Below are 26502 nucleotides of genomic sequence, written 5' to 3'. Positions count from 1 at the left end.
GTTTGGCGTGGTATCGCGGTCTGCCCAATTCGGTTTTGACGTCGAGAGTGCTGTAGACTGCGCACAACGTCTGCTTGTTGCATTCATTCAAGATCGTGCGTGATAACGACTCAATTCGAGGCTTCTTTCCATTGGTTAACCCGTATGAAGCACCATCGACATCACCCGATAACTCGGACTCACCGCGTTGGAAGCGTCGTTTCCTAGTGTTGAACGGTTTGCTCGTTGCTGTCCCCGTGGCAATCGTTCTTTGCTCGCTGGTGTGGAGTCGGATCGAGTTCGAAATCGAGACCGCGGGTTACGGCGGGGATCCGGTCACCTACCAGCATCACTATTGGGCAACGGGACCAGCCAACCCGTGGCCGCTGGTTGCTTATTTTCTCGTTCCCAACGGACTTCTCGTTTGGATCTGCACGCGATCTTTCTTATCGCACCGTTCCCGTTCCGATGCGACACTGGACGCAGACAAGGCGACCTTGTCGGACTGATGGTGTGGAAACACTGGCAGACACGTCCGCTCTTTGGGAACGGAACGTGTCTTGGTGAGATTATGCAACGTATCAACGTTGCTATTTCAGGCCTGCGCCGGTTGGGCGTTTGCCGAGGGCTCCTCGGACGCCGAGTTGACGTGGGTCGCGAGCGATTTTGTCGGTGAAGACGCGTACGTCGTCCAGGATCGGGCGAACTCGAGCGGTGGCCGCTTCGATGTTCTCCACGGTACGGCGGATTTCGTAGTACAACTCGTCGTCTTCGAGGAGACGTTTGATGGTCCCATCGGATGAGTTGAGCGTTTGGCCGAACGTATCTATCTGGATCAATGCGTTGTCGACGTTCGCGAGGCTGCGTAAAACCTGTTCGACGAGTTCTTCGCTACGCCGTCCGATCGGTTCGGTGATCGCCTCGACGTTTTTGGCGGTTGCTTGGAAACTTTCGAGCGTGTCGCCCGCGGTTGTCTTAAGTTCGTTGAGTGCTTGCTCGGCGACCGAGCCGACCTGTTCGAATTGTTTGCCGACATCCGCGAAACTGTCAAACGTCTTCTGCGTCGTCTTGAGCGTATCGGTTGCCTGGTCTAGCACGCCCGGGAATCGACTGATTGAATCGCTCAGTCCACGCCGGATTTGTTCGTTTCCGAGAATCGAGCGAGCGTCACGGATCGCACCTTGCAACTCTTCGAGTGTTTCGATCGCTTCATTTTGGAGGTCGAGCAGCGTCGGTTGTCCCGCGGTACGCTGGGTTCCGACGGGCGGTGTGAGTCCCTGTTGCAATGATCGCGGAGGCATCGTTCCGGGCGGGACGACTTGGGATCCCGGAGGTGCGAATTGGTTCTGATTGGCAAACGCCACGGTTTGGATCGCGTACTGCGACGAGGAGTCGGAGGACGATTGCGAGACGAGGCTCACGGGACGTGCCCACGATGGCCCGGGCATCATTCGATGCTGAGTCGTTGTCGCAAACATGGATGCATTGTGACCCATTCCGATCGATGATTGACGTGGCACTCCCGGTGGGAACGCGGTTGGTGGTGGAGCGGGGGTTGGATCGATTCCGATCACGCCACGGACGTCGCGAACGAGGGATTGGATGCTTTGCCCAATGTCTTGAACAGCGTCACCGGCACCTCGGATGCTGCGAAACGTCGATCGCATTTCGTCTTCCATGCCGAACAAGAGTGAGAACGGGTCGTCAAGTTTTTGTCCGTAGGCGAAGTATTCTTCGTTGGAGTACGTTCGATCGACCAAGTCGAGGTCGTCACCGAGAAGTTTTTCGAGTTCGCGCGGCTCGGCTTTTCGAAACTCGAGTTTTGAATCACCTGTGATGAGTGAACCGATCCCGATTTGCGGGATGTATTGGTGTGTCATCTTGTGTTGAGCGTCCATCGCGAGCGTCAATAAGACACCGCCTTCGGGACGCAACTGAATGTCCGAAACGCGGCCGATTTTGACACCGTCCCGCAGTACGGGCGAGTTCGTATTGATGCCTTCGGCGGAGTCGAAATAGACCGTCAACGTGTATTCGCGATTGAGGATCGCGGGGAACGCACCGAACAGGAACGTCAGGATCACACCGATCCCGATCGCCGCGATGACCAACACGCCCACGCCAAATCGTAGTTTGTTTTCGTCCATCAAATTACGCCATTGCTCGTGACATTTCGCGAATCCGATCGCCCGCTTCTCCACGCACGAACTGACGAACACGTCGGTCGTCGGCGTTTTCGAGTTGGCTGGGCGGTCCATCGAATAAAATTTGTGATTGCCCCTCGTCGAGCATTCGACGTGGGTAAAACATCATCACACGGTCGGCGACCTTGCGTGCGGTGTGCATGTCGTGCGTGACCACCACACTGGTGACCGGGTAGAGTCGCCGGGTATGGAGGATCAGTTCGTTGATGACGTCGCTCATGATCGGATCGAGGCCGGTCGTTGGTTCGTCGTAAACGATCAGTTCGGGCTGCAAGACGAGGGCTCGTGCGAGTCCCACGCGTTTCTGCATCCCACCGGAAATTTCGGCGGGGTATTTTCGTGCGACGTCTTCGGGCAGGCCGACTTCGACCAGGTGCTTGCGGACGCGTTGGCGAACTTCGTCTTCGCTCGTTGTCGGCTCGTTTTGTCGAATGGGAAACGCCACGTTGTCGAAAATGTTCATGCTGTCGAATAGTGCGGCGTTTTGAAAAACGAAGCCGAACCGTCGACGGGTTTGTGCGAGTTGCGCGGGAGTAAGTTGGTTGAGGTCGACACCGTCAAAGAGCACCGTTCCCGTGGTCGGGGTGAGCAACGCGACGAGTGTTTTCATGAACACGGTTTTGCCGCAACCGCTCTCGCCGATCACGGCAACGGTTTGGCCACGGGTGATCGAGCGAGTGATGCCTGACAGGATGCAGTTTCCGTCGAAGTCGATCGACAGGTTGGTGACGTCGATCAGCGGCGCGGCGTTGGACGGTTCCGTGTTTGGTACGTCGTCGATTGGTGAGGCATCATCGTCTTGCGAACGATCGTCGATTGGCGAGGCGTCGTCCAATTGCGAGAGTGCGTCGTCGATTGGTTGTTCTTCGGTATTCAAAACAGCGTCGTTCCTTCCGGATAGATCATGAAGTAGATCGAATCCAAGACGATGTTTAGGAACAGGTCGATGGCGAGAATCAGAACGAACGAATAGACGAACGCGGCAGTGGCTGCCTTGCCGACACCTTCGGCACCGGGTTGGCAATTGAAACCGCGGTAGCAACTGACCACTGCGATGATTCCGCCAAAGAAGAAGCTCTTGAAGATGCCGCTGAAAAGATCGAACCCGACGACGCCTTCGCGTGAGTGATGGAGGTAGGCGGCGCGGTCGATGCCCAACACGATGACGCTGTAAAAGTAGCCGCCGACAATTCCCATGAAGTCTGCCATCACGGTCAATGCCGGAATCAGCAGCAGGCAAGCAAGGAAACGTGGAACGACGAGATAGTGAATCGGGTCGGCGCCCATCGTGGTGAGGGCATCGATTTGTTCGGTAACGCGCATCGTGCCGAGCACGGCTGCCATCGCACCGCCGACGCGTCCGGCCAACATGGTCGCGGCGAGAACCGGTCCGAGTTCACGGACGAGAGAGGTGTTGATCACGACGCCGAGGCGGCTTTCTAAACCGATGGCTTGGAATTGGTAGTAACTCTGTACGGCGAGGACCATGCCGATGAAGGTTCCGGTCAACGCGACGACCGGCAGGCTGAGTACACCGACCTGGTAGAAGTTGATCATCATGGTGCCACGTCGGGGTAACCGCGTGAACATCCATCCGAACATTTGCCAAGTGAAGTAGGCGATGTCGCCGATCGAGGAGATTCCGTCGACGACGGCGGTGCCCCACTGCATGATCCAGGCTTGCAGCGATTGGGGCAAACGCGATTTCGCTCCACCGAACGCATCGGGTGAGGATTGTCGATCGATAGAGCTGGTGTCGCCCGACATCAAAAGAAAACTCGCCGTAAAAATCCCAGGAACGTTTTACTATCGCGTGCACCGGTCGCTGTTTTCCAGCGAGGCGCAACGGTAGTGCATGCAAGAGATTTTATCGGCGAGATAAGAGATGCGGGTTAGTCAAAATTTGACGATCGCCGCGAACTCACTCTGATTTCTTGTTGAAGAAGCCCTTTTTGGGATCTCGGCGGGCCATCCCCGCGCGGTCCATCAAGGAGCTCTTCATCACTTCGTCGATGTAGTCATCGTCGGCGGGCGGCGGGCCGTACGCACCAAGTAACTGTGGGTCGTATTCTAATACGTATTGGTGGCGAGCGATCGCGACCTTGCATTTGGGGTCGGCCCGTTTCCGCATGATGGGGCGACCATCGACTTTGGTCCCGTTACGGCTATTCAGATCCCGGATAAACCAGTACCCGTGTTCCAGCGTCATTCGGCAGTGCTGGCTAGACACGTTGGGAAAGTCCAGGCAAATGTCACAGTGCCGGCGGCGACCGATCAGCAATTTGTCCTTGATGAGCGGAATCGGGTCACCACCCCCTGTCGGAGTGAGTTGACCAAAAGCACCGGCGAATTCGACTTCGTCTTCGTGACTCATGAAAGTTTGTGCCCGCAACGTTTATGAGAAAGGTTTGGGAAACAGAGAATACCCCTCGATTATAGATTGAGGCGGCGGTTTCTCCAGGGACCAATTTCTATTGGAGGTCTAAAATTCGCCTCAGGCGTGCGGCCACGTGGGTGTCTTCTTCGCGATTGAGTCTTTGTCGGAGCCTTGCCCGGATGGCGGGATCCTTGGTTGTTGCGAGTGTGGAGGCCACATGCAAACGGACGTTGCGGTCAGGATCATCGAGCAACATGGAGAGCCAGGGGCCCGAATTCAGTTGGCTGGAATGGACCAGCGTATCGACCAAACGAATTCGATCTTGAGGGCCAGCCAGGGCGATGGCGGTCGCCATTTCGAGCTGAGCGTCGGAGAAGCCACGCTGAATCAGCTCGGCTTTGGCTTGTCCGGCCAACAGTGCATCAGGATTCCCGAGGTGCCGAATCACGGTCTCATCCGTCAGTGCAGCCAGAGGTGAATCGACGAGGTGTGTGGTCATTTTAATCGTTTGGCCCACCGGTTGTCGGGCGGCAACGACTTGCGAATGCGACCGGATCACGCGTGGCTCGATTTGGCTCAGCGGAACGGTAATGCCTTCGGGGACAGACTGTAATTTTGCGTTCGAGTCGTCCGGGTGAGAAAGAGGATCGTTGAGTTTGGATCCGGATCGAACGATCGACGCGTTGGATGATTGGCTCGGTGGTGGCCAATCGGTCCAGCCGGATTGGCGTCCGGTGGAGGAAACTTCAGCGGCCGGTTGGTTGTTCGGATCGAGTTTCACACCGGAACGGGCGAGAGTCACGTTCGGCCGACGTTGGTTATCCAAAACCACCATCAAACGATTGGCACCGGCGAGTAGGCTTTGCACGCCATCGGACGTTCGTCCGTTCGCGGTCGGCGAGCCGGAGTATTCAAGAATCGTTTGGCGAACCAGTTCACGGGCGCGAGCGATTTGTCGGGCGTTAAGCGTGGACGACTCACCCAGGTGCGAGCGATAGGTCGATGCGATCGCGGCCAGCAATCGACCATGGACCGCTTTGGCTGCGTTCGGTTTGAGGGTAATCCAGTCGTTCTGCATCTGTTGCAGGAGTGAGAATGCGGACTCGGAAACGGCGTCTTCGTCGGAAATCAGTTTGGTAACGAGAGGTTCAACGCCGTCGGCGCCAAAACTCGCGATTTGCACCAAACGGCTTTGTTTGGCGGCGGAGTCGAGTTCGTCAAAACCGGCAACTAGGCGTGACAGCAAAAACTGTTTGCCGAAGAACACGACGCTCAGAAGGATGCCGGTTAACGCGAAAATTGCCAGCATCGTTTTAACGGCGCGGAGAAATCGCGACTTCGCCGATGGCCCACTCGATTCGAGCACCAACGCGAACGGATTTGGCTCGTCGTCTTCCCACGAAACATCAGCTCGCTGCTGTGAGGAGCGAGATTCGGTGGCGGGATGACCGTTGGATTCAAAGCGGAGCGACATGGCGGCGATTGTGCCGTCCACCGTGAAACCAAGACAAGATCAATTCAATTTCAATTTTGCAACCAAATCGGTGATTTGCTGCGCGGCCGCCTCGGGAGTTCGACCGGAAACGGATTCTCGAACCGCGATCCGCATTCTTAGCCGTTCGTCGCACGACCGGGACGTGTACCGCTCGATCGCCGATTGCAACGTACTCGAATCACCGGGTTGGTAGAGGTAACCGTTGACGTCATCGTGAACCAACGTCACCACCGCTTGGGCGCGATCGTTACCAACAACGACGAGTCCCGAATGCATGGCTTCGTCGACGACCAGACCCCATTCGTCGCCGCGGGTCGGGAAAAACATCATTTCGTGTTGGCGGTACGCTTCGCGGATTTCGCTGGAGTTGACGTTCCCTCGAAAGTCGACGTGCAGATTTTCGGGCAAAGGAGTTTCACGCAAGGAACTTATCAGAGGCCCATCACCTAGGATGGACCAGTGGATGTTGAGGTGTGGCATTCGTCGAGCGACGTCGACCAATTCGTCGAGTCCTTCGCGAACACCCTTGCGAGGAATCAACTGCCCGGCGGTGACGATCCGCAGCGAGGGTGACTGATCCGAACAAATCGATTCGATCGGACCGGTGTGAATCTTTGTCGGATCGGCGGCGTAGTCAAACGGATAGAGCATGGCTTCGGGGACGCCCAAGTCGACGAGCCAGTCGCGACACTCGGGACCGTGATACGTGACTGCGTCGGCCCGACGTAGCAGCATCCGGCGCTGCAGGCGACGAAGGAAGCTCGAGCGGCTTGCTTCGATCCAAGGTGACGTGCTCACTGCGATTACTAGCTGACAGCGGCGGCGTCGCAATCCGAACCAGCCCGACGTGGTGCAGTAGATGTCCGACAGGATCGAGCGGAGCCCGAGTTCCGACGAGACGACGACATCGGGGCGTGCTCGACGCAACTGGGCGATCGTATCGAGAGGCATGTGAACGTAGTTGACGTCGCTGTAACCACCGGGATGGTGATCCATGCGGGTTCGCGTCCACGTCCGTTGAACGCGAAGATCGAGTCCACCGTGTTCGGCGAGCCACGCACGATTGCCTTCCATGGCCACGCTGACCAGCACGATCAGATGCCGCGTTTTTGCGGACCACGATTGGCACACGGCCGTCATGTTGGGCGCGAGGAAGTTCAGCAAGCAAACGACGGTCGCGTCGATCGGTTCATCGGATGATGCCGACGGACGGAGAGTTGTTTCGCTCACGCGATTTCTCCGACGACCGAATCATGTGGGCGTGCTTCTCGAAGCGGCCGGGACGCCGTTTTGGTCACGAGAACCGGATAGAGGCAACACATGACAAACGCGATCGTGACAGGACCAGGGAAGGTTTCGAGCACCGCGTCTTCGGCCAGAGAGGCGATCACGACGAATGCGGCGACACCGCGGATCATCAACGCATCGGAACTCGTCACGAGATAAACGCACCACAACATCAGGCACAGCATCAATGATCCACCGATCAAGCCGGCGGCGAGCGTTGCGTGGAGGACCGCGTTGTGGGTGGCCTGAGAGTGGTCAATCATCAACGACGGGGCGGCATTGAATCCGTGACCGATGATCGGGCGGTTCGCAATGAGGCTGATGGCTTTGGTCCAAATCTTGGAACGGCCAGTGCCGCTGGTGATCTCTTCCGCGTTTCCCGACTTGGAGACTTTCGCCAAGACCTTTCCGACGAATCGATCCTCCTTACCTTGCATGTAGATCGTGGTGACGCCGACGATCCCGCAAAGGACCGCGAGCGACACGGCCATCACTCCCGCTCGGCTGAAGATTCGGTCGAGAAAAAGGACGATGACGCCCGCCGCACCGGCGACCATCGCGGTGCGGCTCATCGTCAGGTATCCGCCCAGCGTGAACATCACAATCAAGATTCCCGCAGGCAAGATTGGCAACGTTTTGGTTCGATAGAAATAGAGGGCGAGGATCAGTCCGATCATCATCGATCGGCCGGTGCCGTTTGGGTGAGCGGTGCCGCCGAGTCGTTTTACGATCAGGCCACCCTCGAGCAGCTCAGGAAAAACACCGTATTCGGGAACGAAGAACCAGAACGTTAGTGCCAACATCGTGGTGCTTGACACGCCGGCGAGAATCGCGAGACCGACGCCACGCAATTTCAGCGTCAACAAGGCGGTGATGACGAACAGCAAGTAGCCGAAGTTAATCAGCGTCGTCGGCAACGACGTCCCGCTGATCGCAATGGGCGTGGCCATTCCCGCGAGGAGCAAGATCGTGGCGATCGCGAGCGAGGGGAGTGTGAGGAATGTTTGGCGAACGGAATCCGAGGTCATGACTCCGTAGAGTCCTAACGCTCCCGCCAAACCGGCGACCATCAGTTTGAACGCGACGGTTGTGTCGAGCCCCACGGTCATTTTGGGGGCACCAGACGAAATGTCTAAGGGCCCCAGGAAGACAGCCATCACGATCAGCAACCACATCGCAATCACCAGCGGTGACATTGAAGGATGCGATTGAGAGGGAGCCACCGGCGTTGACATGGAGAGCGGGGTCGAAATCGAGGGACAAAGTGAAGCAGGACGCGTCGGGGAAAGATCGGAACGACGTCTGCCAATTTTTTTGAGCGATCGATTCAACGAAATGCAAATCGATTCGCGTTTCGCGGTGCGAATGAATCGGAAGGCACGCTGGCGACCTCATTTGCGTTTGGGAGAGCCAGTCTAATCTGCATGGCGGATTCTGCATCGGTGGCGCCACACACGGGATTGATTTTTCTGCCGGTGAATTCGGGTGGTATGGTCGCTCCTCGGTCGTTTTGGACACTGCCATTGCGGTGCGACGGGCGGGGAAGGTGGCGAGACCGCCGGGATTCCGATTGGGGTGGATTTCGGCGGTGATTGACCGTTGGCGGGGCCGCTCGGTGCGGCTCCGGTAGGACTCATTTTCGTCGCATTGCTTGGGTAGTTCGGCGTCTTCGTTGCCTTTCGCAGATTGCTCTCGAAGCATAGAATCCGGCAAAACGGACGCTCGAGCTTCGATGTAGCTCAGATGTTAGGGTCGCCCAACGCGTCAAGAGTGACGGCAGGTCTCGCTATTTGTCGAACGTCTTGACGGTTTTGGTTGCGGCCTGAGTCGCGATTCATCGCTGTGACACATCGCCCGACTCGCCCGTTTTTCGTGATTTTCCAGTCGGTTTCCCACTCCACTTCACTCTTTCCTCAAAGAGTTTTTCGAATGACCGCTTCGGCTCCCCTTGCTGCCACCGACCGCGTATTTAACTTTTCCGCTGGACCGGCCGTTTTGCCGGAGTCGGTGCTCCGCGAGGTCCAGGATGAAATGTTATGTCTTCCCGGTGCCGGGGCCTCGCTGCTCGAAATCAGTCACCGGGACAAACTGTTCGTTGAAATCCTGCACGACGCCGAAAACACTCTTCGCAGTCTGCTCGGTATTAGCGACGACTACAGCGTGATGTTCATGCAAGGCGGGGCGACGCTTCAGTTCTCCGCGATTGCGGCGAACCTGCTCCGCGGGAGCGGCAAGCGTGCGGAATACCTGCTCACCGGATCGTGGGGCAAAAAAGCGATCGCCGAAGCGAAAAAAGAAGGTGAAGCCGTCGCGATCTACGACGCCAAAGAATCCAACTACAACCGATTGCCGTCGGCGTCGGATTACAGCGTTAGTGACGACGCGGCCTATCTCTACTACTGCAGCAACGAAACGATCCAAGGCGTTCAGTTCCAAGATGAACCGACCTGCCCCGAATCGGTGCCGTTGGTCAGCGACGCGTCGAGCGATTTCCTGTGCCGACCGCTCGACGTGCAGAAGTACGGTCTGCTTTACGCCTGTGCTCAGAAGAACGCCGGACCGGCAGGCGTGACCGCCGTCGTGATGCGGAAAGACCTGATCGAAAAAGCTGATCCGTCGGTCCCTGGTTACCTGTACTACAAGAACCACCACGACAACGATTCGGAATGGAACACACCGCCAACGTTCGCGATTTACGTGCTCGGCAAAGTGGCACGTTGGCTGCGTGACGACATCGGTGGTCTAGCAGAAATGGAAAAAATCAACCGTGAGAAATCCGGTTCGTTGTACAAAATCATTGACGAGAGCGGTGGGTTCTACCGAGGGCATGCCGTCCCCGAATGCCGATCGCTGATGAACGTGACTTTCAATTTGCCGTCAGATGAATTGACCGCCAAATTCATCTCCGAAGCTGGTGAAAACCGGTTGGCGGCGTTGAAAGGACACCGCAGCGTCGGCGGTATCCGCGCCAGTATCTACAACGCAATGCCACGTGAGGGTGTCGAAGCCCTCGGCCAATTCATGACGGACTTCCTCAGCCGTAACGGCTAACCGAGAGTTCGCGCAGGTTGGGCGATCGTCGGTCGCCAACTTTTTGAATGAACGATTACGTTGACGGACTGCGGTCCGTCTCTTTTTTACCTGAACCGATCAATCATCTCCTTTCCCCACTCTCCTCCCATGCATCGCATTCTTGTTCTCGACGATATCGCCCAAGAGGGAATTGACCTGCTCGAAGCCGCTGAAGGTATCGAGTACGAAGTTCGCACGAAATTAAAAGGCGACGATCTCAAGAAATCACTGAACGAATTCGACGGCGCGATCCTTCGCAGCGGCGTAACCATTACTCCCGAATCGCTCGAAGGAAACACGCGGATGCGTGCCCTCGTGCGTGCCGGTGTCGGGACGGATAACATCGACAAGCCTGCGGCGACGCGTCGTGGAATCGTGGTGATGAACACTCCGGGCGGAAACACCGTTTCGACCGCGGAACACACGTTTGCGATGATGCTGGCACTGAGCCGCAACATTGCTCCGGCTCACCAAAGCCTCGTCGAAGGTCGCTGGGACCGGAAAGCCTACATGGGCACTCAGGTCGCCGGTAAGACGATCGGAATTGTCGGCATGGGGCGAATCGGTCGCGAAGTCGCCTCGCGGGCTCGTGCGTTTGACATGAATGTGGTCGCGTACGATCCGTTCTTGACCGATGATCAAGCCGAGTCGTTGAAGGTGCAGCGTGTTGAGACCGTCGATGAAATGTTGCCGATGATCGACTACCTCACCGTGCACACGCCGTTGACGCCCGAAACCAAAGGGTTGATCGGGATGGATCAACTCGACAAAGTCAAACCGGGATTGCGGGTTATCAACGTCGCTCGCGGCGGTATTTACGATCATGACGCGTTGGTCAAAGGGCTCGAAACCGGCAAGCTCGGTGGCGTTGCTCTGGACGTTTACGAGAACGAACCGTGCACGGACAGCCCGCTGTTTAAAATGCCCGGCACGTGCTGCACGCCGCACCTCGGGGCAAGCACCGAAGAGGCTCAAACGCAGGTCGCGGTCGAAGGCATCCACCTGTTGATCAACTATCTCAAAACCGGGGAAATCCGGCACAGCGTCAACGTTGCTTCGCTCGATCCGAAGACACTCGATGAACTGCGCAGCTATCTGAATATCGCCCACCGTCTCGGACTGCTCGTCAATCAATGGCACGGTGGCGGGATCGACCATGTTCGTTTGCTGTATCGGGGTGCGGTCGCCTGCAAAGACACTCGCGTGCTCAACAACGCGTTCTGTGCCGGTTTGCTCGAGCGAGTCGTCGAAGATGCCAATGTGATCAACTCGGAAATGCTGTTGCGTGAGCGTGGAATCGAATTGACGGTCGAACACAACAGTGATCAAGGTGCGTTCACCAGCAGTATCTCGGTCGAAGTTTCCGGCAGCGGAAAGAGTGTCAATGCCGGTGCGGCAGTGCTCGGCCATGAAATGCCTCGTCTGATCCTTCTCGACGGATATCGGTTGGAATCGTTCCTCGACGGACGTCTGTTCGTGTTCGCTCACAAAGACGTGCCCGGGATCATCGGGAACGTCGGAACGATCTTCGGCAACAGCGGCATCAACATCGCTCAGATGGCTGTTGGCCGAGAAGGTAACGCTGCAGGTGGCGACGCAATCGGTGTCTTGAGCCTGGACAGTGACGTGCCAGAATCGGTGATGAAAGAGCTGATGGATATCGACGCGATCACGCAAGCGAAGATCATCGAGTTGCCCGCCGCGGGTGAATTGCCCAGTTGGATGAGCTGAGCTCGCTCGCTGCGAGAACCGATCACCACGAGACTCCGTGCCTGAGTGCCAAAGCCTGAGTGCCCGAGCCTGATGCCTGAAACGATCCCTTTTGCTGCTCTGCGATATAATCTCGACCACGTCAGTTCGCTTACTGACGTGGTGGCACCTCCGGAGGGCCCGCGAGATGTGGCACGGGATTCAGCGACGGTGGATCGATTGTATAAACGCCATCCCGCGAACGTCGTTCGTGTCATTGCCAATCGAAGTGAACCCGGCGATGAGGAACGCGAGCGGTTCGAACGTGCCGGTGAATTCATCGAGCAATGGATATCTGAAGGCGTTCTCCATCGCGACGACGCACCGGCGATCTATGCGTTTCGTCAGTCCGGTTCCATCGGCGGCGTTCGTGAAGAGTGCTGCGGTTGGCTCGTCGGTGTTCGGATCGGTGAACGGGAGGCGACCCGGCGTGGTGGTGACGCTGAGGGCGAATCGACCGGAGAGAGTCCCGAGGACGGATCGCCGTTACCTTGGATGCTCGCAACCGACCTCGCTTGCACGCCCGTGGTTGCGTCGTGTGTGGATCCAGACGGGCGTCTTTTCGGCCCGATTGATGGCGTATTGAGCGGGCCGAATGTCCAGGCCGCCGATTTCGATGGGCGAGTTCATTCGCAAGTTCGGGTGGACGACCCGGCGGTCGTGAAGACGATTTGCGATTCGATTTCGAGCCAAACGTTGAGATTGGTCGAGGGCCAGAGGCACTACGAGGCCGCCCGAGATTATCGGGACCGGGTGCGAAAATTGAGCGGCGAGCTGCCCGGGGACCATCCCGCGAACTTCGTATTGACGATGCTCGTTGAGGAAAAGTCGAACGCCAAGGACTCGCTCGAGCGGGACGAATTCGTCGCAGATGGTTGGCTGTTGGGGGGGAATTGCGATGCGGTGCGGCTTCCCGAGAGTGTGGGGGCATCCGACGGCGATGGGCTGCCTTTGCCGCTCGCGGGGCTCTTGTTTTACCCACTCGTTACGTCTTTCCGGTTCGACGCAAACGTCGCATCTAGCTAAATTGGGATTGCAAGATCGGGGGAGAATACCGACGCTACCCCACCACCGACCTTTGCACACTCCACCCAAACTACGCCTGAGACGGTACTGATGTCGACCTCCGAAGTAATGCCCAACTCGCCGAGTTCATCCGGAAAATCGGCTTCGCCTGGCGACCGAGCAGCCGCGGAATATGATCCGATGGGCGACGAGTTGTTGTACAAGGAGGAGGAGCTGGACGGTCATGATCCGCAGCGACTGCCTCGTCCTGAGGCGACCGAACCGTTGCAGGTGATGTGGGAGTACGTGACGGTTTTGACCCTCGTCCACATCGTCGCTTTGCTCGCGGTGGTGCCACCGTTCTTTGGTTATTTGTTCACTTGGCCGGCCTTCATTGCTGCCATTGCGGGGCACTTTGTTTTTGGCATGTTAGGCATCACGATCGGCTATCATCGATTGTTGACGCACCGAGGATTTACCTGTCCGAAGTGGTTGGAGCACACGCTCGCGATTCTGGGCATGTGTAATTTGCAAGACAGTCCCGCACGATGGGTGGCGATTCACCGGATGCATCACCAGCATTCCGATCATCAACCTGATCCCCATTCGCCGTTGGCGAGTTTTCTATGGGGGCATGTGGGCTGGGTCGTTTGTCGGCACCGGGATCTCGATCGTACGAGCCGCTATGAACGTTACGTCCGCGACCTGCTACGAGACCCGTTCTATCTCAAACTCGAACGCAAAGACGGATGGTTCTTTGTCTTCTTGGCACACGCGATCGTGTTGTCGGTTATCGGTGGGGTGATCGGACTCGCGATCAGCGGTGGCGACTGGTCGGTCGCCTTGCAGCATTATCTGAGCTGGGCCGTTTGGGCCGTGGCCGTCCGAACCGTTTTCGTGCTTCACGGCACTTGGTCAGTGAACTCGCTGGGCCATGTGTTCGGTTATCGGAACTATGAAACGCGAGATCACAGCACCAACAATTGGTTAGTGGCCCTGATCAGTCATGGCGAAGGTTGGCACAATAATCATCACGCGGCACCACGTGCCGCACGCCACGGTCACAAGTGGTACGAGTTCGACATGTCGTGGGGCGTGATCCGTCTGCTCGAAATGGTAGGGCTCGCCAAAAACGTTCAGCGTCCCAAGGCTGTCAGCGTCGCGGGCAAAACGATCTCTTAGACGCGGACGCTAGTCTTCCGTTTTGACGATTTCGGCCATGAGATAGCTCTTCAGGCTGTTGATGACTTGGCGAACGCATGGCGCGAAACTGGCGCTTCGGCGGTCGCGTCCACGAACCGGAGTCACGGTCACGCTGATTTGTGTTTGCGTCAGTGAGGTGCCGCGGATTCCACGTTTGCCGCGTGACTCACTGAGCCGGATTAGAGTGTTGAAGGTCATTTGATGGTCGGCGGCGCGTCGTCCGTTGCCGCCCGAAACATTCAGACGCAGCGACAGTTCGCTGCCGTTGACGTTGATGATTTCGGCGCGATGGTCGGAGATGAATCCGCGGAGCTTTTCAACCGCGAGGTCGGTCGGCACAGGCGTCGCCAATTCGAATTCTTGTTGTTTGCTGGAGTCGTTGGATGTGAACCAGCTAAGCCAACCGGATGACTCCGTCTTCTCTTCTAGGTCAAACAATCCGCTGCCGAGTTGGACGACTCGGTTGCGGCCGTTTTCCTTGGCCTGCATCAGCGCTCGGTCGGCGCGGGCCACGACTGTTTCGGGGGCGTCGCCGGTTTGAAATTCCGTTACGCCGATGCTGACGGTGACCGACTGGCCATTGAGTCCCTTCAGGGGTGTTGCCGAAACGGCTTCGCGGATTTCTTCGGCACGGCGGGTAGCGGTGGAGTTGTCGCTGCCGATCGCGAGGAAGGCAAATTCTTCACCGCCGTATCGTGCGACGAGATCCGAGCCTCGGGTGTGTCGTTCGAGAACGTTGGCGAATTGGATGAGCGCTTCGTCGCCGGCTTGGTGGCCGTGGACGTCGTTGACCTTCTTGAAATGGTCGATGTCGCACATGATCAGGCTGAACGTGACGCCTTGCTGTTTCGCTTTGGACGTGCTGTGCATCAAACGTTGATCAAATTCGGCCCGGTTGGCGACACCGGTTAAGGGGTCACTGGTTGCTTTCTTGTGAAGCGTTTGGATTTGACTCTGCATTTGAGCGCGATCAGAAATATCTCGGACGATGATCACGGCTCCGTTGCCGTGTTCAAGGCCTACCGGCGCGACGTGCACCAGGACGTCGCGTCCGGGTAATTCCAAAGCAGGTTTAGGTGGTGCCAGTTGATCCAGGTCCGGCCCGTCGTCTTGCGGGCTGCTCGAGACCAGTTTCATGGTGCGAGTCACCGAAATTTGGCGTTGTAGGCATTCGTTCACCGGGCAGTCATTCGGGTCACTCTTGCCGACAGACGCAAATTTTAACGCGTCGGAATCCCAATGGGTGCCTACCGAAGCGACAGCAGCGATTCGAGTCATTTGAGCCATCGAATCGTTCCAATAGAGAATCTCGCCTTCTCGATCGGTGAACGCCACTCCATCACGCAGGTGACTGCCGAGTGTTTCGAAGTAGGGTGACTCGGCCGACGCGTCTTTTTCATTGCGTCGGGATTTTGAGCTGTTGTTGTCGAAGATGGACGCCAACGGTTGGCTCGACGTTGATTCGCCGCCAATCATGATTCCGGCATGCGGTGAACCAATTGGTTTTCCGAGTAGACCACCGGAAGTGTTTTGGAGTTGTTGGAGCCATCGATCCACGACGCAGCCGTGAAGCATTTCGGGGCGCTTCTCCAGCATGGTCGCGAAGTCGCGTGTTAGCTCGGGATCGAATTGCGTGTTGCTGCCGCGAAACAGTTCTTGCAGAGCACGTTCTCGACTCATCGCACCACGGTAAACTTGATCGGTCGTCATCGCATCAAACGCACCGGCCACGGATAGCATGCGTGCCCCCAAAGGCAGTGCATCGCCGCGAATGGCATCGTCCTGGCGTCGTGATTCGTACCACGTCCCGCTGTACCGAACAGTCTCGAGAAGGTTTTGGTCGTCCGTGCATCCGCGAAGGATTTCGCAGCCGAGTTCGGCACAGCAATCCATCGTCATTTGCTCTTCGACGGTCAGTTTGCCGGGTTTGCGGAGAATCCGATCCGGGATGCCGATTTTACCAATGTCGTGCAGGAGAGCGGCGACTTCGATGCGATCGCGTTCGTCGTCATTGAGTCCGAGGCGTTCGCACCATGCCGAGCAGGAGAGAGCGACTCGTAGACTGTGCGCTGCGGTGGGCGCATGTTTGGTGCGTAGGGCGTAGAAAAGCGACGTGGCCATCCCCAGACGGACCATCGCCAGCCGGTTTTCGTACTGGCGGGCCATGCCCATTTCAGAAGGCGTGGCGGACGTATCGTTGGACTGATCATCCGAATGATTAGGAGCGGCGTCGGAAGACGCGTCATCATGGCCGACGGCGGTTTGGTGGAGAGCAGCCAAATCGCCGGTGGCTGCATCCCCGAGCCCGATCAAGAGATCGCTCAATCGTGACGCTGACTGGCCCGCATTGCAGTCATCCGCCGTGGGTGTCGCGAGCGGAAAGACGGTGGAGGGAGCGTGCGGCAGGGCGTCTGCAACGTGGTCGTTCATGAGAAAAAGGCGTGGACGTGGGCGAATAATCGGAACGTTGTTGGAAGCCTAGGTCACATTGACGACTCAAGGTGCGAATAACCTTATGCGACATGTGTGATAGGTTTGTTGTTGCCCCCCGATCGGCGTCATAATGCCGAGATCCTGCCTCATCGCGTCGATAGTCGTAACCTGATTCCGTCGGATTATCGGTTCCACCAAACCAAAACTTGCTCTGAAGGCCACCTCCACTTACTATGCAACGTTAGCGGCGGGGGCCAAACGTGTTACAAACGAATCGCGATGTAGGCGAGATTTCTCTTCACGCCTGCGTTTTTACCCCGCTTCGACTTTTTTCATCCTCGCGAGCTACCACGTGAGCCTTTCCGACGTCGATCGACTCCTGCTGCAACGATGCCTCGACCGCGAACCGCGGGCATGGCAAAACTTTGTCGATCGCTTCGTGGGGTTGGTCGTCCATGTGGTCCATCGCACTACCGCCGGGCGTGGCATCTCGATCGATGAGGCGACACGCGATGACTACGTTGCCGAAGTCTTTTTGGTCTTAGTGCGTCATGACTTTGCCGTGCTCCGTCGTTTTCGGCGGCACTGCTCGCTGGCGACGTATCTGACCGTGATCGCTCGACGAGTCGTTGTTCGCCGATTGCAACAGTCGCAGCGTGAGTCAGGTGTGGCAAAAGAAGCCGCTCAGTCTCAACCGACGACCAACGGCAAGCACGCGGGGCCATCGGATGCGGACATTCAACGCATCGACAATGTGGAAGAGGTCGAGCACCTGATGACTCGACTGGACCCTCGCGAGGCGAACGTGGTGAGGATGTATCACCTCGAGGGCAAAACCTATCAAGAGATCAGCCGTGAGGTCGGTGTCAGCGAGAACACGATCGGCCCGTTGCTGCACCGAGCTCGGCAAAAAATGCACCCCGGCTGAACGAAGCCTGCCCGCCTGTGTCGAGCAGTGGGGCAGAAGTAAACGGTCGCTCGATTACGGAGTCGACTGCGTGCCGTCACCGCGATATTCGTTGATCCAGTTTTGGATCCGGTCGCCACTCATGTATCCGATTTCTTCGGAAAGGATTTCGCCGTTGCGGACCAGCATCAGTTTGGGAATGCTGGAAATATCGTAACGCTGGGCCAGTTCCGGGTTCTCGTCGACATCGATCTTCAACACCTCAACATCGTCGGGGAGTTGGCCCGCGAGCGTCTTGAGTTCTTGATCAACGTCGCGGCAAGGGGGACACCAAGTCGCGCCGAATTTGACGAGAATGATCTTGTCTTGATTGATGGTCTGATCGAAACGGGTTTGAGTGACAGCTTCAACCGGTTCGGCGGGCGTTGGCGGTTTGCATCCGACGCTCATCAAAACGACGAGGCCCGAGATGGTGACGGGTAGCGCGAATCGAAGGGACGCTAAGTTGATCATTTTAAACGAGTCCAGAGGCGGGGGGAATCAAGGTTGAGGCGGGAAGAATTAACGAATCATACATTATTGTAATGAACGTCGATGCTTCGATACCGCCGTTTTTATCCCCGTCCGCGTTAGCGTTCAAATTACCGCTGGTGCACGTGATGCGTTGCGGTGTGCCACGCCATCTTCGGATGGACGTCGGTAAATCGCGGCGGTTCCAACTCGGGTTTTCACGCCAGCAATCACTGCGGTCTTTATTCACGGTGACCCTCAGGCAATGCTATCTCGGAGGTAAGCATCACCGTGTGAACGTGCACTGCCTCGCGTAGGAAACTGCGTAGAGGCATTGTCACGGCGACCGTGGGCGATTGGTGAGCTGGGCCGGATCGGCTCAGTCATTTCCCTTCAGGAATCGGTCCATCATCGTCCAGCCGGGATCGAACGTGAGGCCTGACGCTACCGCAGTGGTTTCGTCGTAGGCTTTCGCGTCGTCGGCTTTCACACCGTGGCCTGCCATGACGAGAGGGACCGGGCCGTGGGTGTGCTTTTTGGTTCGGCAGAACGTGGGGTGATCGGGGAGGATCAAGATTCTGGCATCGTCACGATCCCGGACCGCGTTCCACAACGGCGCGACGATGTGTTCATCGATTTGTCCGAGGGCTTCGACTTTGGCGTCGGCGCGTCCTTCATGCGAGGCTTCATCGGGGGCTTCGATGTGAACGCAAACGATGTCGTACTTCTCGAGAGCTTCCACCGCGGCGGCGCCTTTGCCGGCGTAGTTTGTGTCGAGGTAACCGGTGGCGCCCTCCACTTCGATTCGGTCCCAACCCGCGATCGCGGCGAGTCCACGCAGGAGGTCAACGGCCGTGATCATGACTCCTTGTAAGCCATAACGTTCGTTGAACGTTGGTAGCCCTGGTGCACCGCCACTGCCCCAGAGCCAGACGTTCGTGGCCACCTTCTTCCCCGCGGCACTGCGGGCGGCGTTGATCGGATGTTTCGCCATGATTTCAGCCGACGCGTTCATCAAGGCGACCAACACGTCACTGCCCGGTCCTCGTGGAAAGTCATCGGTGACCGACAGGTCCGTCAGGTCATGAGGTGCCGATGTCCGCGTCGAAGGCGTGAAGGGGGATGGGTGTTCCGTATCGCCGCGATAGATCAGCAGGTTGCGATAGCTGACACCCGGCACGAATTTCAATCGGGCGGCGAGGTCGGGTGCGATCGCCGGATGGTCTCCGCCGAGCAGTTTGGTGTTGAGTTCTTCGAGCAACGCCGTGGCGTCCTCGGTGCTGATGTGGCTGGCGGTGAAGTCGACCATGATTTGGTCTTCGACGGTGACCAGGTTACAGCGGATTGCGCAGTCATGGGGACCGAGTTGGATGCCTGTGGCTGCAGCCTCGATGGGTGCCCGACCCGTAAAGAATTCGTTCGGGTCATAGCCGAGAAGGCACATGTTGGCGACTTCGCTGCCGGCGGGGAAATCGATCGGCGTGTTGTCCGTCACGCCAACGCAACCGGCCGTCGCGATCGCATCCATCGTCGGAACGTTCGCTGCCTGGAGCGGTGTTTTGCCGCCGAGCGATTCGAGCGGTTCGTCGGCACAGCCGTCGGGGATGATGATTACGTATTTCATGGCGATTCCTCCGCCGGTTTGATCTGAAAAATGTCCGAATGGCAAGTCGTAGAGTGTCGTGCAAGCGAGGAAAAAGTGAAAGGGCGGGCAAAACAAGCGTTTTCAACAGGATCGTGGTAACCCGCGCCGGCTGATCAATCGGCCGAATCGACAAGGTTGCCCCGATCCGATCCTGGTGTGGCGAAAAACCGCAGTGACGAACCTTGAATTATGGCGAGATCGAGAGAGCAAGACACACTGAATCACTTGCCCCCCCGTTTATTTCGTCGAAGAGTTTGTCGCTTATGTCAGTGCCCACGAACGCTCCGTTGAAACAGCATTGCCGGATTACCGAACTCGACTCGCTGCGTGCGTTGGCGGCGATCAATCTCGTGCTCTTTCATTTCACCCACGTCTATGCGGTGAAGTTCGGCTTTTCGACACCACTGGGCGGGCAATGGCCGTTCGGCGCCTACGGAGTGATGATGTTTTTTATCCTCTCCGGCTTCGTCAACAGCATGTCGTTGATGCGGCGTGGCAAACCTCGAGACTTTCTGGCCGCTCGGTTGATTCGGATCGTGCCATTGTTCTACATCGCGATCGTCGCAAACCTCGTCATCTGTCGAGCGGCGCCCTTGAACAGTGACCCGATCTCGACGCCACAGTTCCTCGCAAACCTGACGCTGATGCCTCGCGTGTTTGGCTATCAGTGCATTGATCCGGTGATGTGGACGTTGCAGGTCGAGATGATGTTTTACGTTTTGTTGGTGGCCTTGATGCGGTTCGGTGGTTTGCGGAATTACTTTGTCGGTTGGGGCGTGCTGTTGTTCGGCTCGCTAACGCTGTGCCCCACGCTCGATATGTTGCAAGCGAGTTATGGCAGCACCGTTTGGTTTGCGGTGGGGACGGCAGTGCGGCACTTGTTGGCTCTCGATTTTGTGCCCATGTTTGCGATCGGTTTTTTGCTCTACCAAATCAAGACGAACACTGGTCGGTTGAGTTTGAATTTGGCAGGCATTGTTGTCGCTGCCACTATTTTTCACTGCATCGATCACGGCAAGCACAACCCGGCAGCGACGATGTTGATCACCGCCGTGGTCGCGGCGGCGGCTTGGGGGAGTATGCCACTGCTTCGATTCCGAGCGCTCGTTTACATCAGCGGGATCTCGTACGCGGTCTATCTGTGCCACAACAATCTTGGTTGCGTGCTGATGAACACGTTCGATCAGGCGGGTGTTTCGCCGGTGGCGTGTTTGTTGATCGTGATCGTGTTTTCGTTCTCGGTCGGCCTAATCGTCACGCGTCGGATTGAGCAGCCGATCACACGTAGGTTGCAAGCGTTCTATCAACGTCGCTACGCCACAACCTGAGCGTGCTGAGTATCCGAACGCCCGGCGCTCGGACCGATGGAGACGGTCGAGCGTGCCGCTATCTGCCGTGGTCCACTGTCGCAACGACGGCGGACCACGTTCGGGTGAACGCAGTTACCTTTCAGTGCCCACGTGACTTGCAGGGACTTTAGCGTTCGCGGAACAGTTCGCTGATCGATTGGTCGTGGTGGATACGTTTGATCGCTTCGGCGAGTAGTGGTGCGACCGAGAGTTGCACCAGGTTGGGAAGCATCTTTTCGCCCACGACGGGGATCGTGTCCGTAACGGTGATCGAGTCGATCGGTGCGTCACGCAGTCGTTCGATGGCGGGACCGCAGAACACACCGTGGGTACACGCGATGTGAATCTCTTTGGCACCGGCTTCGTGCACCAATCGAGCGGCTCCGCAGATCGATCCGGCCGTGCTGATCATGTCATCGAACATGAGTGCCACGCGTCCTTCGACGGGGCCGCCGATGATCGTGCTTTGGCGGACTTCGAGCGCGCTGGAGCGACGTTTGTCGACGATCGCGAGCGTTCCGCCGAGTCGTTTGCCGTGGCCGACGGCCCGTTTGATGCTGCCCTCGTCTGGGCTGACGACGACGATTTCGTCACCCTCGAATCGACGGCTGATGAAGTGATCGTTGATGACCGGCGCGGCGTAAAGGTGGTCGACGGGCACGTCGAAGAAGCCCTGAATCTGCGCGGCGTGCAGGTCCATTGTGAGGACTCGGTCAGCGCCGGCGCGGGTGATCAGGTTGGCAACCAATTTCGCCGTGATCGGGACACGTCCTTCGTCCTTGCGGTCTTGGCGTGCGTAACCGAAGTACGGGATCACGGCAGTGATTCGCTCGGCGCTGGCACGTTTGCAGCAATCGATCATCGTCAACAGTTCGATCAAGTTGTCGTTGACCGGCGGGCATGTCGGCTGCATCAAGAAAACGTCGCGGCCGCGGACGTCTTCATCGAGCTTGCAAAAATTCTCGCCGTCGGGGAATTGTCCCAGCGAGATCCGTGCGGGCTTGAGGTGGAGATGTCGACACAGCTTCTCAGCGAGTTCCCGGTTGGCTCGTCCGCTGAAGATTTTGAGTTCACGCATATCCCATCGCTCGCATTGTTTGGTCGACCAGTTTCAGTTCTTCTGGATTGTTGATCGACAGTGATTCGCAATCCTTCAGGACGGGCAGTGCTTCGACGGCACGTCCCGATTCATTCAGTAACCGGGCGCAATCGGTGAGATAGTATTCGCCCTGTGCGTTGTCGTTGCTGAGGTTCGACAACGCCCACAGCAGGTCCGGAGTCGAGAACAGGTAAGTGCTCATGTTCACTTCCTTGATCTGACGTTGTTCTTCTGTAGCATCCTTGTGCTCGACGATGCCAGTGAATTGCCCGGAGTCGTCACGCACGATTCGGCCCAATCCCGTGGGGTCGTCTTTGGTGAGGGTGCCTAGCAGCAGCGCGGGGCGGGTTTTCTCAAAATGCTCGATCAGCGTTTTCAGGCTTTCCGATTGCACCAGGGGCGAATCACCTGCGATGACGAGTGTCAGGCCGTCGTGCCCCTCGAGATGTTCGCGGCACATTTGGACGGCGTGTCCGGTGCCGAGTTGTTCGTTTTGTTCGGCGAAAACAATGTCGGACTCACCGCGGGTTTGCAGTTCGTCGCGGACGGCCTGTTTTTCATAGCCGATGACGACGACTTTTTTGCCGATTCCGGCTCGGGTGGCCGCGTCGAGGACGAAGTGGATCATCGGTCGATCCACGACGGGGCAGAGCACTTTGGGCAGGTCGCTGTTCATGCGAGTGCCTTTGCCAGCGGCCAGGATGACGGCCAGCGCGGTACCATGTGTGGGGCTAGGTCCGGAGTTCATAAGACTTTGTTGGGAATTCCAGTAGTGTAAGGATGTGTCGGTGGCGTCCGGTGCCGCCCAATCGTCCTCTGTGGAGCGGATTCGGACAAGGCGGTGTGACGTCCGGAAATTGAGCTGAGAATTTTTCACGCGGATTCTAAGAATTCGCTCAAGTTTCCCTCCGGCTTGCTCTTGCCGCCGGTTTCACACGATTGCTAGTCTGGCTCTCGACCGACGTTCCAGGATTGTTTCTGTCCGAAAGACTCAAATCCCACTTCAGAAAACGCAGCGGACACGCCGATACAGAGGGTGTTCTCAATAATCTGCGCTTGCGAAGTCTCCACTGATTCTGACGGAATGCATCCTGGGACAAGGATTGCGGCGCTGGTAACCGAATTGAGAGTTGTCGTCTTCACGACCTGAAATCCGCACGGGAAATCCGTGTGGAGCGAGGGGGTGTGCCGACTCGGTTGCCGCTCAGCCCAATTCTAAGACCGTTTCTGATCGTCTCGATTTAATTGTCATTTCCGGCGCCGCTCTTGCGGTTCGGTACCCACGAAGGGTGACAATCGGGATTGTCAGGTTCCGCCTTCCTCCCAGGGAGCCAGTGAAGATGCAAATTTACGGACCATTTCGTCTATCGACCACGCAAGCCGCCTCGCCAACTAGCAGCACATCGGCTGCCGGTCGCGGTGCCAATCGACTCGCCACGCCTGCAGCAGGAAAGCCATCCGCCGCTCCCGTGGATCAATTGGATCTATCGTCTGCAGCGAAAACGTCCTCGGCTTCCGCAGCCAACCGTTTGCAAGACAGTTCGGCAGTCGCCGGTGGTGGCGAAATCCGCGTCGATCGCGTCGCCGACCTCCGTCGCCAAATCGCTCAGGGCAACTACGACACGCCTGAGAAGATGGACATGGCCCTCGATCGTTTCCTCGACGGCCTCGCATAATTCTCGAGAATCGTCTGAGGACGATTCTCACGCGCGGTCCGGCGTCGTTTCAACTGGCGACGTCGCACCGTCCAAGACACCTGAGTCGCGGAATTGGTACGTCAACCGCGGCTCAACCGGACACGGAGGCCGAACAATTCGGTCCCCTGGCAGATTGGTGCGCTGGCATACCGATGCCCTGCCAGTCGGTGAAAATCGGCCAATCGGTAGGAATGTGCCAATCGGTACAGAGTCGTTCTTAGCCGACTTGGTTACCGTCGATTCGGTCTCAGGGCGAGTTCCCGACCGGCGAGTTCCCTGACCGGCCGAATCCACTGCTCGACCGGTTTCCCGTCGCAAAAGGTCCATCTTAAAGGGAGCGACGCTCAGCCGAACTGCGCTATGTTCGGTGGACGCTGAACTATTTCGCCGCTTGAAGTGATTCGAACGAGCGGAGTTCGTAGCCGATTCCGACGTAGTCGAGCAATTTGCACAGGGCTCGGGCCGCAATGCCGAATCCGTCGGGGCCGCTGAAGCCACCGAATTGGCCTCCGCCACGAACATGTGGCTCCAGATCGACGAAAATTCCGTCGACGCCACGCGCGATCATGCGTTCGTGCAACGTGGGTAGGAAACCCTTGAGGTCTCGCAGGATCGCTTCGTGGGCGCTGTCGCCACGGTCGGCCGGAACGAAATGGCTCGCGGACTCTTCATCCACATGATCGACACGTCCACCGAGCGTCGGATCGCTGTAGTCCTTAATGTGCAACCAACCGAGGGAAGGTTTCATTGCCTGGTATTGAGCGTAGACTTGGTCGGGAGTGAAGCCCTGCATGACGATGTTGGCGCCGTCAAAAATCGTGACCATTGCCGGGTGGTTCACTTTGGCCGCGATGTCGGCGAGCAAGTGCCCGGTTTGGCCGACCAGATTGGCTTCCACTTCGAGGCCGAACGTCAGCCCTCGTGCGTCACAGGCTTCCGCGATCGCGCCGAGTTGATCGACGACTTGATCGATGTGATCTTCGGGTTGGGTGCCTTTGGGGTGATAGAACGAGAACCCGCGGAGCAGTTTGGAACCGAACGCTTCGGCCCGATCGCAGGCCGTTTTGACGTCTTCTCGGAGATAGGTTTCAAAGGGGACGAATTTGTTGGCCGTCCCGTCATCGACGTCTTTCAGCTTCACTTTTCCGATCGGCGACCCGATGCTGGAGACCTTGAGCCCGTAATCGGCGTGCATTTGTTGCAGCAAACTGATTTCGGCGTCATCGAGCACCATCACGTTTTTGATGCCGTTGCCGACATCGACAAAGCGGATCGAATAGTACTGCAGCCCGATCGCGGCCAAAGCGGCAAACTGTTCGTTTGCTTTTTTGGTCATCGCGGACTCGTCGGCAAACCCACTTAACAATACGTTCGGTGCAGAATTCATCAAAAGAAATCTCGGAGGCAAAGAGGTAACAAGTCGGCGAATAGTGTGCGATAAATCCTCGCTAGAGTGAAGCCGCCTGTTCTCCTCTCTCCCGTTGGGCTGATTCGATGACTGTCGCGATCGGCGTTTTCACCTTGAGCAATCGGCAGACGTTCTGGCGTCGGTATGAACGGATGGAGTTGGAGGCTGTTTTTCACGGCACGGGACGCCGTTTGACAGTGTTTTGAGGGAATGTGGTGTTCGGGATCGGGCGAGCCGCGTCGTCGGCGATGGAAACAGACGCCAGGTCGAGGCGGCGTCTCGGGCTGTGACTGACGTGCGGCTAACGTGGGGCTGCGGGGCACCGTTTCGAGGGTTTCGTCTCTCCAGGCACCGGGCTGGGCTTGTGGCGTTTTTTGGGCTTCCATATCATGCCGCCCTGCGCTAATTGTCTGTCGTTGCGGTTTGATGCCCCACCGCACACCTTTATTACAACCTCACCGGTGCCCGGAAACCTTCCCTTGCTGCTTCCTTTGGACCCCACATTTCTCGATCTCTTTGCCATGTTGCCCACGGTTGATCAAATCGTCGATGGTGTTTCGTGGATGTCGATGATCGGGCAGGAAACGGGCTCTCAGGCGGTTGATCCGACCGGGCAGACGGGGCCGGCCTCGCCGCTACAGTTGTTTTTCAGCAGTCCGTTGCCGCTCATCGCCGGATTGGGGATGATTTGGTATCTGACCTGGTTTTTGCCTGAAAAACGCAAGCGTCAGGACGAGGCCAACCTGCTGTCGTCGTTGATGAAAAATGATCGCGTGATCACGATCGGCGGATTGCACGGCACCGTGGTTTCGGCTCCGTCGGACAGCGACGTGGTTACTCTCAAAATCGACGAGGCGGGCACGACCCGAATCAAAGTCAACCGATCGGCCATTTCGGCGATCTCAGTTCACGCCAAGGGTAAGTCGCTCGATAAAGACGGCCGCCCCAGCAAAACACCTGGCGGTGAATCACCGTCCAAAAACGCCTCCGACGAGGACTCGTCGGACTAGCTGACACTTATTCTCAAACCGCCAGCGGACCTGTGGGACGTGTCAATGATTGACGCGTCAGCGCAGCCGCCAG

Annotated in this window: 23 protein-coding genes; 9 read left to right on the top strand and 14 right to left on the bottom strand. The window is 57.4% G+C overall.

Going from position 1 to position 26502, the window contains the following annotated elements; genetic code table 11:
• The first annotated feature begins 77 nt into the window (after positions 1-77).
• On the top strand, positions 78-488 hold the full coding sequence (locus tag FHS27_RS21665; RefSeq protein WP_221225289.1) for a hypothetical protein: 411 nt from the start codon (positions 78-80) through the stop codon (positions 486-488).
• A gap of 81 nt (positions 489-569) precedes the next feature.
• Here the strand turns inward: FHS27_RS21665 and FHS27_RS21660 are convergent, their stop codons facing one another.
• From FHS27_RS21660 to FHS27_RS21630, 7 genes are all read right to left on the bottom strand, one after another.
• A complete protein-coding gene (locus FHS27_RS21660) occupies positions 570-2237 on the bottom strand; it encodes an MlaD family protein (protein WP_246420507.1) in 1668 nt (555 codons plus the stop codon).
• Positions 2131-3060, bottom strand: coding sequence for an ABC transporter ATP-binding protein (locus tag FHS27_RS21655; protein WP_184306942.1), 930 nt, complete (start codon positions 3058-3060; stop codon positions 2131-2133). The genes FHS27_RS21660 and FHS27_RS21655 overlap by 107 nt, the downstream gene beginning before the upstream one ends.
• On the bottom strand, positions 3057-3854 hold the full coding sequence (locus FHS27_RS21650; RefSeq protein WP_144058941.1) for an MlaE family ABC transporter permease: 798 nt from the start codon (positions 3852-3854) through the stop codon (positions 3057-3059). The genes FHS27_RS21655 and FHS27_RS21650 overlap by 4 nt, the downstream gene beginning before the upstream one ends.
• A gap of 250 nt (positions 3855-4104) precedes the next feature.
• Entirely contained in the window at positions 4105-4557 is a 453-nt protein-coding gene (locus tag FHS27_RS21645) for an FHA domain-containing protein (protein WP_184306940.1), read from the bottom strand.
• Positions 4558-4654: 97 nt separating this feature from the next.
• Complete coding sequence (locus tag FHS27_RS21640) at positions 4655-6055, bottom strand: HEAT repeat domain-containing protein (protein ID WP_184306938.1); 1401 nt, start codon at positions 6053-6055, stop codon at positions 4655-4657.
• Positions 6056-6073: 18 nt separating this feature from the next.
• Complete coding sequence (locus FHS27_RS21635; RefSeq protein WP_184306936.1) at positions 6074-7285, bottom strand: glycosyltransferase family 4 protein; 1212 nt, start codon at positions 7283-7285, stop codon at positions 6074-6076.
• Entirely contained in the window at positions 7282-8538 is a 1257-nt protein-coding gene (locus FHS27_RS21630; RefSeq protein WP_246420504.1) for an O-antigen ligase family protein, read from the bottom strand. Before FHS27_RS21630 ends, FHS27_RS21635 begins: the two co-directional genes overlap by 4 nt.
• A 733-nt stretch (positions 8539-9271) precedes the next feature.
• Here FHS27_RS21630 and serC point away from each other — a divergent pair.
• From serC to FHS27_RS21610, 4 genes are all read left to right on the top strand, one after another.
• Positions 9272-10393 (top strand): 3-phosphoserine/phosphohydroxythreonine transaminase, encoded by a 1122-nt coding sequence (serC, locus tag FHS27_RS21625; protein WP_009097621.1) that lies wholly within the window; start codon positions 9272-9274, stop codon positions 10391-10393.
• Positions 10394-10522: 129 nt separating this feature from the next.
• The gene (serA, locus tag FHS27_RS21620; RefSeq protein ID WP_009097619.1) at positions 10523-12145 is read left to right on the top strand and encodes a phosphoglycerate dehydrogenase; all 1623 of its coding nucleotides are present in this window, start codon (positions 10523-10525) and stop codon (positions 12143-12145) included.
• Between the two features lie 72 nt (positions 12146-12217).
• Positions 12218-13189 carry a DUF1015 family protein gene (locus FHS27_RS21615; protein ID WP_184306933.1) on the top strand — a complete coding sequence of 324 codons (972 nt, stop codon included), beginning with the start codon at positions 12218-12220 and terminating at the stop codon, positions 13187-13189.
• Between the two features lie 90 nt (positions 13190-13279).
• Complete coding sequence (locus tag FHS27_RS21610; protein WP_184306931.1) at positions 13280-14350, top strand: acyl-CoA desaturase; 1071 nt, start codon at positions 13280-13282, stop codon at positions 14348-14350.
• Positions 14351-14359: 9 nt separating this feature from the next.
• Here FHS27_RS21610 and FHS27_RS21605 read toward each other — a convergent pair whose 3' ends face one another.
• A complete protein-coding gene (locus FHS27_RS21605) occupies positions 14360-16801 on the bottom strand; it encodes a sensor domain-containing diguanylate cyclase/phosphohydrolase (protein WP_184306929.1) in 2442 nt (813 codons plus the stop codon).
• 355 nt (positions 16802-17156) lie between these two features.
• On the opposite strand from FHS27_RS21605, the gene FHS27_RS21600 reads away from it, so the two are divergent.
• Positions 17157-17732, top strand: coding sequence for an RNA polymerase sigma factor (locus FHS27_RS21600; protein ID WP_184306927.1), 576 nt, complete (start codon positions 17157-17159; stop codon positions 17730-17732).
• A gap of 54 nt (positions 17733-17786) precedes the next feature.
• Here the strand turns inward: FHS27_RS21600 and FHS27_RS21595 are convergent, their stop codons facing one another.
• The 3 genes from FHS27_RS21595 to FHS27_RS21585 form a co-directional block, all read right to left on the bottom strand.
• On the bottom strand, positions 17787-18224 hold the full coding sequence (locus FHS27_RS21595; RefSeq protein ID WP_184306925.1) for a thioredoxin family protein: 438 nt from the start codon (positions 18222-18224) through the stop codon (positions 17787-17789).
• 1 nt (position 18225) lies between these two features.
• Positions 18226-18471 (bottom strand): hypothetical protein, encoded by a 246-nt coding sequence (locus FHS27_RS21590; RefSeq protein WP_184306923.1) that lies wholly within the window; start codon positions 18469-18471, stop codon positions 18226-18228.
• A gap of 129 nt (positions 18472-18600) precedes the next feature.
• A complete protein-coding gene (locus tag FHS27_RS21585; protein ID WP_184306921.1) occupies positions 18601-19845 on the bottom strand; it encodes a cofactor-independent phosphoglycerate mutase in 1245 nt (414 codons plus the stop codon).
• 284 nt (positions 19846-20129) lie between these two features.
• On the opposite strand from FHS27_RS21585, the gene FHS27_RS21580 reads away from it, so the two are divergent.
• The gene (locus FHS27_RS21580; protein ID WP_221225288.1) at positions 20130-21194 is read left to right on the top strand and encodes an acyltransferase family protein; all 1065 of its coding nucleotides are present in this window, start codon (positions 20130-20132) and stop codon (positions 21192-21194) included.
• Between the two features lie 148 nt (positions 21195-21342).
• On the opposite strand, the gene FHS27_RS21575 is transcribed toward FHS27_RS21580, so the two are convergent.
• Complete coding sequence (locus tag FHS27_RS21575) at positions 21343-22293, bottom strand: ribose-phosphate diphosphokinase (protein ID WP_009097602.1); 951 nt, start codon at positions 22291-22293, stop codon at positions 21343-21345.
• The gene (locus FHS27_RS21570; RefSeq protein WP_184306919.1) at positions 22286-23062 is read right to left on the bottom strand and encodes a sugar phosphate nucleotidyltransferase; all 777 of its coding nucleotides are present in this window, start codon (positions 23060-23062) and stop codon (positions 22286-22288) included. Before FHS27_RS21570 ends, FHS27_RS21575 begins: the two co-directional genes overlap by 8 nt.
• A 592-nt stretch (positions 23063-23654) precedes the next feature.
• Between FHS27_RS21570 and FHS27_RS21565 the strand changes: the two genes are divergently transcribed.
• Entirely contained in the window at positions 23655-23990 is a 336-nt protein-coding gene (locus FHS27_RS21565; RefSeq protein ID WP_184306917.1) for a flagellar biosynthesis anti-sigma factor FlgM, read from the top strand.
• Between the two features lie 400 nt (positions 23991-24390).
• On the opposite strand, the gene FHS27_RS21560 is transcribed toward FHS27_RS21565, so the two are convergent.
• Positions 24391-25398 (bottom strand): sugar phosphate isomerase/epimerase family protein, encoded by a 1008-nt coding sequence (locus FHS27_RS21560; RefSeq protein WP_184306915.1) that lies wholly within the window; start codon positions 25396-25398, stop codon positions 24391-24393.
• A gap of 500 nt (positions 25399-25898) precedes the next feature.
• On the opposite strand from FHS27_RS21560, the gene yajC reads away from it, so the two are divergent.
• On the top strand, positions 25899-26429 hold the full coding sequence (gene yajC, locus FHS27_RS21555) for a preprotein translocase subunit YajC (protein WP_221225287.1): 531 nt from the start codon (positions 25899-25901) through the stop codon (positions 26427-26429).
• Positions 26430-26502 lie beyond the last annotated feature (73 nt).

Origin of the sequence: Aporhodopirellula rubra (assembly GCF_014192335.1) — a bacterium.
GTDB lineage: Bacteria > Planctomycetota > Planctomycetia > Pirellulales > Pirellulaceae > Rhodopirellula > Rhodopirellula rubra.
Note: the sequence above shows the minus strand (reverse complement) of the source record. Positions and strands in the feature narration are given on the sequence as shown.

Excerpts from the sequence above, each read along its gene's own strand:
- FHS27_RS21660 (WP_246420507.1), bottom strand. The coding sequence starts at position 2,237 with ATGGACCGCCCAGCCAACTCGAAAACGCCGACGACCGACGTGTTCGTC.
- FHS27_RS21650 (WP_144058941.1), bottom strand. The coding sequence starts at position 3,854 with ATGCAGTGGGGCACCGCCGTCGTCGACGGAATCTCCTCGATCGGCGAC.
- FHS27_RS21645 (WP_184306940.1), bottom strand. The coding sequence starts at position 4,557 with ATGAGTCACGAAGACGAAGTCGAATTCGCCGGTGCTTTTGGTCAACTC.
- FHS27_RS21630 (WP_246420504.1), bottom strand. The coding sequence starts at position 8,538 with ATGTCACCGCTGGTGATTGCGATGTGGTTGCTGATCGTGATGGCTGTC.
- serC (WP_009097621.1), top strand. The coding sequence starts at position 9,272 with ATGACCGCTTCGGCTCCCCTTGCTGCCACCGACCGCGTATTTAACTTT.
- serA (WP_009097619.1), top strand. The coding sequence starts at position 10,523 with ATGCATCGCATTCTTGTTCTCGACGATATCGCCCAAGAGGGAATTGAC.
- FHS27_RS21615 (WP_184306933.1), top strand. The coding sequence starts at position 12,218 with ATGCCTGAAACGATCCCTTTTGCTGCTCTGCGATATAATCTCGACCAC.
- FHS27_RS21610 (WP_184306931.1), top strand. The coding sequence starts at position 13,280 with ATGTCGACCTCCGAAGTAATGCCCAACTCGCCGAGTTCATCCGGAAAA.
- FHS27_RS21605 (WP_184306929.1), bottom strand. The coding sequence starts at position 16,801 with ATGAACGACCACGTTGCAGACGCCCTGCCGCACGCTCCCTCCACCGTC.
- FHS27_RS21595 (WP_184306925.1), bottom strand. The coding sequence starts at position 18,224 with ATGATCAACTTAGCGTCCCTTCGATTCGCGCTACCCGTCACCATCTCG.
- FHS27_RS21585 (WP_184306921.1), bottom strand. The coding sequence starts at position 19,845 with ATGAAATACGTAATCATCATCCCCGACGGCTGTGCCGACGAACCGCTC.
- FHS27_RS21580 (WP_221225288.1), top strand. The coding sequence starts at position 20,130 with ATGTCAGTGCCCACGAACGCTCCGTTGAAACAGCATTGCCGGATTACC.
- FHS27_RS21575 (WP_009097602.1), bottom strand. The coding sequence starts at position 22,293 with ATGCGTGAACTCAAAATCTTCAGCGGACGAGCCAACCGGGAACTCGCT.
- FHS27_RS21570 (WP_184306919.1), bottom strand. The coding sequence starts at position 23,062 with ATGAACTCCGGACCTAGCCCCACACATGGTACCGCGCTGGCCGTCATC.
- FHS27_RS21565 (WP_184306917.1), top strand. The coding sequence starts at position 23,655 with ATGCAAATTTACGGACCATTTCGTCTATCGACCACGCAAGCCGCCTCG.
- FHS27_RS21560 (WP_184306915.1), bottom strand. The coding sequence starts at position 25,398 with ATGAATTCTGCACCGAACGTATTGTTAAGTGGGTTTGCCGACGAGTCC.